7 protein-coding genes and 1 pseudogene are annotated in these 8,903 nt (G+C 42.3%); all 8 read left to right on the forward strand.

Going from position 1 to position 8,903, the window contains the following annotated elements:
- Positions 1 to 281 precede the first annotated feature (281 nt).
- Positions 282 to 833, forward strand: a complete 552-nt coding sequence (locus tag ACH0QE_RS01140; RefSeq protein WP_415798911.1) for a competence protein ComK — start codon at positions 282 to 284, stop codon at positions 831 to 833.
- A gap of 291 nt (positions 834 to 1,124) precedes the next feature.
- Positions 1,125 to 1,673: a glycerol-3-phosphate responsive antiterminator gene (locus ACH0QE_RS01145; protein WP_415798912.1), complete on the forward strand. Its 549-nt coding sequence runs from the start codon at positions 1,125 to 1,127 to the stop codon at positions 1,671 to 1,673.
- Positions 1,674 to 1,889: 216 nt separating this feature from the next.
- Positions 1,890 to 2,720, forward strand: coding sequence for an MIP/aquaporin family protein (locus ACH0QE_RS01150; RefSeq protein WP_415798913.1), 831 nt, complete (start codon positions 1,890 to 1,892; stop codon positions 2,718 to 2,720).
- Positions 2,721 to 2,765: 45 nt separating this feature from the next.
- Positions 2,766 to 4,256, forward strand: coding sequence for a glycerol kinase GlpK (gene glpK, locus ACH0QE_RS01155; RefSeq protein WP_415798914.1), 1,491 nt, complete (start codon positions 2,766 to 2,768; stop codon positions 4,254 to 4,256).
- Positions 4,257 to 4,609: 353 nt separating this feature from the next.
- Entirely contained in the window at positions 4,610 to 6,262 is a 1,653-nt protein-coding gene (locus ACH0QE_RS01160) for a glycerol-3-phosphate dehydrogenase/oxidase (RefSeq protein WP_415798915.1), read from the forward strand.
- Between the two features lie 532 nt (positions 6,263 to 6,794).
- Positions 6,795 to 8,000: a hypothetical protein gene (locus ACH0QE_RS01165; RefSeq protein WP_415798916.1), complete on the forward strand. Its 1,206-nt coding sequence runs from the start codon at positions 6,795 to 6,797 to the stop codon at positions 7,998 to 8,000.
- Positions 8,001 to 8,028: 28 nt separating this feature from the next.
- Positions 8,029 to 8,358 carry a hypothetical protein gene (locus tag ACH0QE_RS01170; protein ID WP_415798917.1) on the forward strand — a complete coding sequence of 110 codons (330 nt, stop codon included), beginning with the start codon at positions 8,029 to 8,031 and terminating at the stop codon, positions 8,356 to 8,358.
- A gap of 98 nt (positions 8,359 to 8,456) precedes the next feature.
- Positions 8,457 to 8,903, forward strand: a pseudogene (locus ACH0QE_RS01175) (hypothetical protein); the annotation flags it as partial.

The raw sequence follows: 8,903 nt of genomic DNA on the forward strand, positions 1-8,903 counted from the left end.
ATATTCCATAAGAACTATGAATTGAGCAACAAAAAAATATAGATTTACATTTAAATGTCACTATCAATATAATAATACCTATAGGGGTTCTGATCCAACACCGCGCTCAATTACACCAAGCAGCCCTGTTAACAGACAGGAGGTTAAAATGCGAAAAAATTGAAAAGTCCCCGGAAATATAGTCATGGCGGACAAATCCCGAGGACAAAGTGTGTTGGGTATGCCAACTATGTTAGTATACCTTTTTTGTCAGATAAAGCAATACATAGGAGGATCCAATAGTGAATCTATTACGTGATTACAAAATTAATCAGGAAACGGTGTTGCTGACAGGGGAATACAACGAAAATGGAAAACTGTGCACGAGAATAATTGAAGGGGAAGAAACCTTCCTTGTCGATATGAAGCCGATTGAGGTCATTAACAGTACTATGCTGACCCTTGGGTCTGATTTTAATGCTGGCCGGAAAAGCTCCAGGAAAATACTCGGCGATATTTACATGTGCCCAATCAAAATAAACTGCAATCTGGGAATCTGGTTATTTCCAACCAAATCATACAATGATGACTTTTGCGTTTGGTTTTCCCTTGCACATGTCAAGAAAACAAAGGCTCTCGGAATTCGTAAGACTGAAGTGTATTTAAGCTTCAATCATACTTTTGTGATTAACATGAAGGAATCTAAGTTCAACCAAAGAAAACATGCTGCGAAAGAACTGCGCGATGAGATGATGAAAAACTCTCAGGGCATGATGACCTTTTACATCGAGCCTAAAAAAGGCCTCAGTATACGTGAAGGTGAAGGTATTAACAGATATAGAATTCGTAAATAGTATTATAGAGGCATCCATTCCTATGGAACGGATGTCTTTTTTAATTTTGGAGTCGTTACAACAAAGGACATGGAGGTGGAACAAAATCATCCTAAAAATATAAATGAAAAGAGAGAAAAACCAGGAAGTCGAGCTAATGGATGATCAATTCTTGTCGAAAAATAGTTAATCAAACGTTTAATTAAATCTGAACTTATCATAATCTCGCCATAGATGTAGAATTCCCCTCATTGATATTTCCGTTGAACCACTCTATCATGGATAACAAACAATCTAAAAGGGTGGAAAAATATGAACCAAAAGATTCTCCCGGCGTCTTCAAATATGAAGGATTTTGAGCGCTTTTTGAAAAGTCCTTATGAGATTGGGGTTTTCCTTGAAATGCATATCGCACAACTGAAGCATGTGAGTGCGATGGCGGAGGCTCATGGGAAGAAAATGCTTTACCATATGGATATGATCCATGGAATCAAAAGCGATGATTATTCAACAGAGTTCATCTGCCAGGAATATAAACCGTATGGCTTGATCTCGACTAAGTCGAGCGTGATTTTAAAAGCAAAGCAGAAGGGTGTCATAGCGGTTCAAAGGGTATTTTTGCTAGATTCCCATGCGCTTGAAAAAAGCTATAAACTCCTTGGAAAAACCCAGCCAGATTATATTGAAGTTCTGCCTGGCGTCGTTCCCCAGCTGATAACTGAAGTGAAGGATAGGCTTGGGATTCCGCTGTTTGCGGGTGGTTTTATCAGGAGTATTGAAGATGTGGAAAATGCGCTGGCTGCCGGTGCTAAAGCAGTCACTACATCTAAAACAGCGATTTGGATGCATTTTTCCAACTAGTACCAAAGTAGGGAAAAAGAAAGAATCTATTAAACCAGTTGACAGCGTTTTCAACTATCAGTATACTTCAAAATACAAGTTAAGATTGTGACGGAGAATGGGAGATTCACACAGAAATGCCTGGCTTTATTCTGGCATACTGTTGTGGATCTCTTTTTTTGTTACTTTCTTAGTTGTATATACATCTTTATGATGCACTCGAAAGGGGAATTGTTTATGTCAGCATTTATGGGAGAATTAATTGGCACGATGATTTTGATAGTCTTCGGTGCCGGGATTGGGGCTGGATCGTCGCTTAAGAACTCTTACGCGAAGGACGCCGGCTGGATTGTCATCACGATTGCATGGGGACTTGCAGTAACTATGGGGGTATTTGCAGTAGGTTCGATAAGCGGGGCGCATCTTAACCCTGCGGTAACGCTGGCACTTGCGATAGATGGGTCATTCCCATGGGCAGATGTACCAGGCTATATGTTGGCGCAGATGATTGGAGCAATGATAGGGGCTACATTAGTATTCTTGCATTATCTTCCGCACTGGAAGGCGACAGATGATCCTGGTGCAAAATTAGGAGTTTTCTCTACAGGACCGGCAATTCCAAACACTTTTTCGAATTTATTCAGTGAGGTTTTCGGCACTTTTATTCTTGTTTTAGGACTATTATTTATTGGCGCAAATAAATTTACTGAGGGGTTAAACCCTATTGCTGTTGGCTTGTTGATTGTGGTAATTGGTATGTCGCTAGGCGGTACGACAGGATATGCGATCAATCCTGCACGTGACCTTGGGCCGCGTATTGCCCACTTCCTGCTGCCAATTCCAGGCAAAGGCGGGTCGAACTGGGGCTATTCATGGATTCCGGTTGTTGGACCATTATTAGGAGGTTCGCTTGGGGCGGTCGCCTACAAAGCGCTTTTCACGGGAGCAATCACAGCGACTTTTTGGCTGGTAGTTGGTATAGTAGCAGTAGTCCTGGCATTAGCTTATACAGTAGGTAAAAAACAGGCAGGACAGTTGGATACATCTAAAGTTGGCGCATTAAGATAACGATAAATTGAAAGCGGTTAAGTTGACAAGGGGAGGAATTATTTTATGGAAAAGTACATTCTATCTTTAGACCAGGGAACGACAAGTTCAAGGGCGATTCTTTTTGACAAAGCAGGGAAGGTCGCACATGTTTCGCAAAAGGAATTCACGCAGCATTTTCCGATGCCAGGCTGGGTTGAGCACAATGCAAATGAAATTTGGGGCTCTGTTCTGGCTGTCATCGCTGGAGTTTTATCAGAATCCAATGTTAAGCCAGAGCAAATAGCGGGAATAGGGATTACGAACCAGCGTGAGACTACAGTTGTATGGGATAAGGAAACGGGGCTACCAGTTTATAACGCAATTGTCTGGCAATCACGACAGACAAGCGGAATTTGTGATGAACTGAAGGAAAAAGGCTACAATGACCTTTTCCGTGATAAAACTGGATTGCTTATCGATGCTTATTTTTCAGGAACAAAAGTCAAATGGATCCTTGACAATGTAGAGGGCGCAAGACAAAAAGCGGAGGAAGGCAAGCTGTTATTCGGAACAATTGACACTTGGCTCATCTGGAAGCTTTCTGGCGGAACTGCCCATGTAACAGACTATAGCAATGCTTCGCGTACGCTTATGTTCAATATATATGACCTGAAGTGGGATGAGGAGCTCCTTGAAATTCTTGGAGTACCGGCTTCCATGCTTCCAGAGGTTAAGCCATCTTCAGAGGTTTACGCAAATACTGTTACTCACCATTTCTTCGGCCATGAGATTCCGATTGCCGGTGCAGCGGGTGACCAGCAGGCCGCATTGTTCGGACAGGCATGCTTTGAGGAAGGCATGGCGAAAAACACGTATGGCACAGGCTGCTTCATGCTGATGAATACCGGGGAAAAAGCGGTCAAGTCAGAGCATGGACTATTGACTACACTTGCATGGGGACTGGATGGCAAGGTTGAGTATGCCCTTGAAGGAAGCATTTTCGTTGCCGGATCGGCCATCCAATGGCTGCGCGACGGCTTGAGAATGCTGAAGAACGCGAAGGACAGTGAAGATTATGCAACAAAGGTTGAATCAACGGATGGTGTCTATGTTGTTCCTGCGTTCGTCGGCCTGGGAACACCTTATTGGGACAGCGACGTCAGAGGCGCGGTTTTCGGCCTGACTCGCGGAACAAGCAAGGAGCATTTTGTTCGTGCAACACTTGAGTCACTTGCTTACCAGACGAAGGATGTTCTGTCAGCAATGGAAGCTGATTCAGGAATTGAGCTGAAGACACTTCGCGTAGACGGCGGTGCAGTCATGAACAACTTCCTGATGAACTTTCAGAGTGATATATTGGATGTCCCTGTTGAAAGACCAGTAGTAAATGAAACAACAGCTTTGGGTGCAGCCTATCTTGCAGGCCTTGCGGTTGGCTATTGGGAAAGCCAGGAGGAAATCGCGGCACAGTGGGCAATCGACTCTTCATTTGAACCGAAGATGTCAGATGAAGACCGGGACCAGCTTTACGATGGCTGGAAAAAAGCTGTTAACGCTGCAATGGCTTTTAAATAGGCTCTTTTCTCAAACTATGTTGCTATTGAATACAAGATGGATTGAATTACCTATATTACTTCGTAAAGTTGACGCTTCTTATGAGAAAAGAGCATGCAAACTTAATACCGACCTGCAAAATGGGTATATAGTACGTTAAAATCGGCTTTAGGATTTTAACAACAATCTTTACGAAAACAGCCTTTAAATAAAATCAACGTTCGAAATTCAGACATTTCCATTTTACCGTGGAATTTGATACAATAATTACAAGTTAATAAATCGGCAGGAGATCTGGAGAGACCGCGAAGCATTACCGTCCATTAGGTAATGTTGTTCGTGGTCTCTTTTCCTGTTTCAGGGAGGAAAACACCATGTTCACGAATAGAAAACGCAATGAGATTATCTCCAATTTAAAAAATAATAAATTTGATTTACTAGTAATCGGCGGCGGCATCACAGGCGCCGGAATCGCTCTTGATGCTGAGACGAGAGGGTTGAGATCTGCTGTACTTGAAATGCAGGACTTTGCGGCGGGCACGTCCAGCCGTTCTACAAAGCTCGTTCACGGCGGCCTTCGTTATTTGAAGCAGCTGGATGTGAAGGTAGTAGCTGAGGTCGGGAAGGAAAGGGCGATTGTTTATGAAAATGGACCGCATGTAACGACTCCGGAATGGATGCTGCTGCCTTTCCACAAGGGCGGTACCTTCGGCAGCTTTACTACTTCAATTGGACTGCGCGTGTATGACTTCTTGGCAGGTGTAAAAAAGAGCGAACGAAGAACGATGTTTTCCAAAGATGAAACATTGCGAAGGGAGCCACTCGTTAAAAAAGATGGCTTAAAGGGCGGCGGCTATTACGTCGAGTACCGCACTGATGACGCGAGACTGACGATCGAGGTCATGAAGGCGGCAGTGGAAAAAGGCACAACCGCATTGAACTACTCCAAGGTTGAAGAGCTTCTTTATGAAAACGGCAGGATTGTTGGCGTCATAGTTGAAGATCAGCTTTCAGGCAAAAAATACGAAGTCTATGCGAAGAAAATCATCAATGCGACTGGTCCGTGGGTTGATAACATCCGTGAAAAAGACGGTTCCAAAAAAGGCAAGAGCTTGATTTTATCAAAAGGAGTCCACATTGTAATCGACCAGTCACGTTTCCCGCTCAAGCAGGCAGTCTATTTCGATACACCTGATAAAAGAATGGTGTTCGCGATTCCGCGAAACGGCAAAGCGTATGTAGGCACGACAGATACATTTTATGATGAGGATAAAGCGAATCCTAAGATGACAAAAGCTGACATGGATTATTTGATCAATGCCATCAATTACATGTTCCCAGAGGTGAAAGCGAAGCCTGAGGATGTCGAGTCAAGCTGGGCTGGAATCCGTCCGCTGATCCATGAAGAAGGCAAGGGACCATCAGAGATTTCCCGGAAAGATGAAATCTGGGAATCTGACTCAGGCTTGATTACGATTGCCGGCGGTAAACTGACAGGTTACCGCAAAATGGCGGAAACGATTGTCGACCTTGTAGGCGGGAAATTTGAGGCGGAGGAAGGCCGAAAACTCAAGCCTAGCCATACGATGCATTTGCCGATTTCCGGTGGCGACTTTGGCGGGTCAGAAAAGTTCCCGCAGTTTGTCGAAGCAGCAGCTCAGCAGGGTGTAAAAGCCGGTCTTTCCAAAGAGGAGGCGAAGCACATTGCAGCATTTTATGGTTCGAACGCTCCAACCGTCTTTGGTTTAGTCAGGGAGAGAAAAGCCGAAGCTGAGAAATTTAATCTGCCACTCGTCACCTTTGCGAAGTTGGTTTACGGTATCGAACACGAACTCATCGCCACGCTTGTTGATTTCTATTTCAGACGAACAGGGGATTTGCTGTTTGATATCGCCTCCGTCCATCAGACAAGGAAAGCTGTCAGCCGGTATATGGCAGAATGCTTTAACTGGTCAGAAGTTGAAAAGGCTAGATATGAAGCTGAGCTTGATGAGGAAATCCAGCAGGCGACTACTCCGGCTGGCTAATGATATGGTGTAAAGCAAATGCTTAAGGATGATTTTATAAGAAGTTGAATTTAGCAGAGAAGCTCAGTAGCGTTTTAGTAGCTGCTGGGCTCTTGTTTGTATGGAGACAGAAATAGATTAATGTATCACACAATTTTCAACGCTATTAAGAAGATGATTTAGAGTAACATCCACAGAACAGTCTGTGGATGTTTGCTTTTAATCGAAGAGGAATCAACAATGAAAATTCAGTTGGCATTTGACCGGCTAACAAAGGATTTTCTATTTTGGATGACTGCAGGATGGCCTTTATGGATGCTTTTACATTGGAAATATCTAGAAATGCAGAACAGAAACTAGTTTAAATGATAAAATGATTCATTCATAGTGAAACAGGTATTCATGCTCTGTTGATGTTATCTATGCAAAGTTATGATAAAAAGAACGAAATATGGAAGGGTATCATTTGACGAGGTCAATACGAATATAGGATATTAATAATAATAATTACCTTAATTTTCTAATTATACTTAATTAGGAGGACGTTTGGACAATGCAGTCAATTAAATTTAAAGGTGGCTTTGTTCAAAGCTTAAATCCTGAAACAAAGCGGCTAGCTGCTAAAGTTGGCGTCATACAAAATGGCGTGTATCAAGTGAAAGGGAGTTTAGATGGCAGAATCTCTGGGCGCCATTCAATCGGTTCCAACCTTGCAAAAGCAAGCAGTTCAATCTCAAGGTTAGAACAACGTCTTAATGATTTGCACGGGTTCTTAAATAGATCTGTTGATGGATATACAACCGCTGAAAATTCGGTGAATAAGAAGGCTGTCTCTCTCATTGTCTCCTGGAATAGAGCGTTCGGAGTTGAGCAATGTAACAGACCATTGATGCCTCAAAGGTCTAAGTCTAAAGGTGAAGCTTTAGACAAAAAATCCTCATCAATTTATGACATACTAAAATATTTTGATGCAATCAATCAAAAGATGAGCTTATTTGATGTAGCTCTTATAGGAAGCCAGACAGCTGGCGTTGGAACCGCTCTGGCAATTTCCCGCAGGTTGGATATTGATTATCTTGAAGGCAGGCCATCATTATGGCAACGATTAAAAGGTGGATATAAGTTTTCAGTTTCGGCTGATGCATCCTGGACCAGTAAAGGGCGTTATAGCAGCAAGACGGCTAAGTTTATATACGATTTTTCTAAGTCAACTCCATCGAGCCTTATTGCTAAGCATCTGCATAAGTTTGTTACCTCATATACCAGTCCGGCCTCCCTTCTTAAACATGCGGCTGGTTTTCCGAAAAACGCTACTGTGATGAAAGCGTCAACCTTAACGAAAGCTTTTGAAAAACGAATTACGCTTGGAGCAAAAGAGGTTGCCCGAACAGTTGCAGAAGCGAAAGGTTTTACTAAGGTGGGTAAAAGAATTCCGCTAGTAGGCTCCCTAATTAGTGTGGCCGCCGGTGTAGGTGAATATGTTAATCCTGAAAATGCAGGAAAAACCAGAGTGGAGAGAATTGGAAGGGCTGGGGCTTCTGTGATAGGTGATTTTGGTGCAATTGCAGTTGGTGCAAAAGCAGGGGCAATGATTGGGAGTTTAGGTGGCCCTATTGGTGTTGTAGTAGGTGGAGCAGTCGGTGGATTTGTTGGTGGAGTTGCGAGCACAATGTTTGGAGACGAAATCAAGGACTTGGGAGAAAAAGGTGCTAATGGTGCGGTAAATCTCTATAAGTCAGTTAAGAGTTGGTTTAAATAAAATGTAAAAATATAAGGTGGAAATGAGAATGGATGAATTTTTTTATTATCTGGACACTGCTATTGTAATGTGGTTTGTTGTTCAGATATCGTATAGTCTATTAATTTTAGTACTTGGCAATGTAATGATGGAATATTATGAGTGGGGTACTTATGAAAATGCAGCAACAGCTTACCAGAAAACAGTTAATTCCATTATGGGCTTCTTAATTGGAGTCGGTCCTTATATGTACAAGAAGTTGTTAAAACATCCCTGGTGGAAGAGAAAATTGTATATGTTAGGATTTGTTTTGGCCATGTTTATTGGTAGCATTATATTTTATGAGGTAGTAATGGGAATCGCACGTAAAATTTTCTAATAAGATTAAGATTTTAATATTTTATAAGATATAGCAGATCGGAAAATGGATATTTCTTTTAAAAGGAAGCGAGTACTTTTGGAAAAGGAAGTGGTAAAATGAAGCCTATTCTTACATGCACCACTGAGGAATTAGCATTATTAGTGACATTCAGCAATTATTCTGAAGTGGGAAAGGGGATAGCCGAATCGTCATTGGGAAATCAAAGTCCGGAAGTTTGGGATGGTGTCATGCAAGCAACTATACATCAACTTATTCTCAAACAGCTATGGGATTATGATAGAGAAGCTAATGGGGAGGCTCCTATTAGTATTGAAATGGAGACTTTCATTAAATCCTATGTGGAGTCGAAATGGATGATCCGTTGTTCCCATCAACCAGAACAGCACATACTGATGATCCATAAAATTGATGTCGATACATGGCTTTCTCATTTAATTGACAGGGATATCATCCACGAATTTGCCTACGTAACAAGCGAAGAATTGCCTGGACACATTAGAGAATATTATTCATTCGAAGATATTCAGTTTAGGGAAGTCCTG

Source organism: Mesobacillus sp. (assembly GCF_047739415.1).
GTDB lineage: Bacteria > Bacillota > Bacilli > Bacillales > Cytobacillaceae > Mesobacillus.

Bases quoted from the DNA above. Each gene is read 5' to 3' on its own strand.
- ACH0QE_RS01145 (WP_415798912.1), top strand. From the start codon at position 1,125: ATGAACCAAAAGATTCTCCCGGCGTCTTCAAATATGAAGGATTTTGAG.
- ACH0QE_RS01150 (WP_415798913.1), top strand. From the start codon at position 1,890: ATGTCAGCATTTATGGGAGAATTAATTGGCACGATGATTTTGATAGTC.
- glpK (WP_415798914.1), top strand. From the start codon at position 2,766: ATGGAAAAGTACATTCTATCTTTAGACCAGGGAACGACAAGTTCAAGG.
- ACH0QE_RS01160 (WP_415798915.1), top strand. From the start codon at position 4,610: ATGTTCACGAATAGAAAACGCAATGAGATTATCTCCAATTTAAAAAAT.
- ACH0QE_RS01165 (WP_415798916.1), top strand. From the start codon at position 6,795: ATGCAGTCAATTAAATTTAAAGGTGGCTTTGTTCAAAGCTTAAATCCT.
- ACH0QE_RS01170 (WP_415798917.1), top strand. From the start codon at position 8,029: ATGGATGAATTTTTTTATTATCTGGACACTGCTATTGTAATGTGGTTT.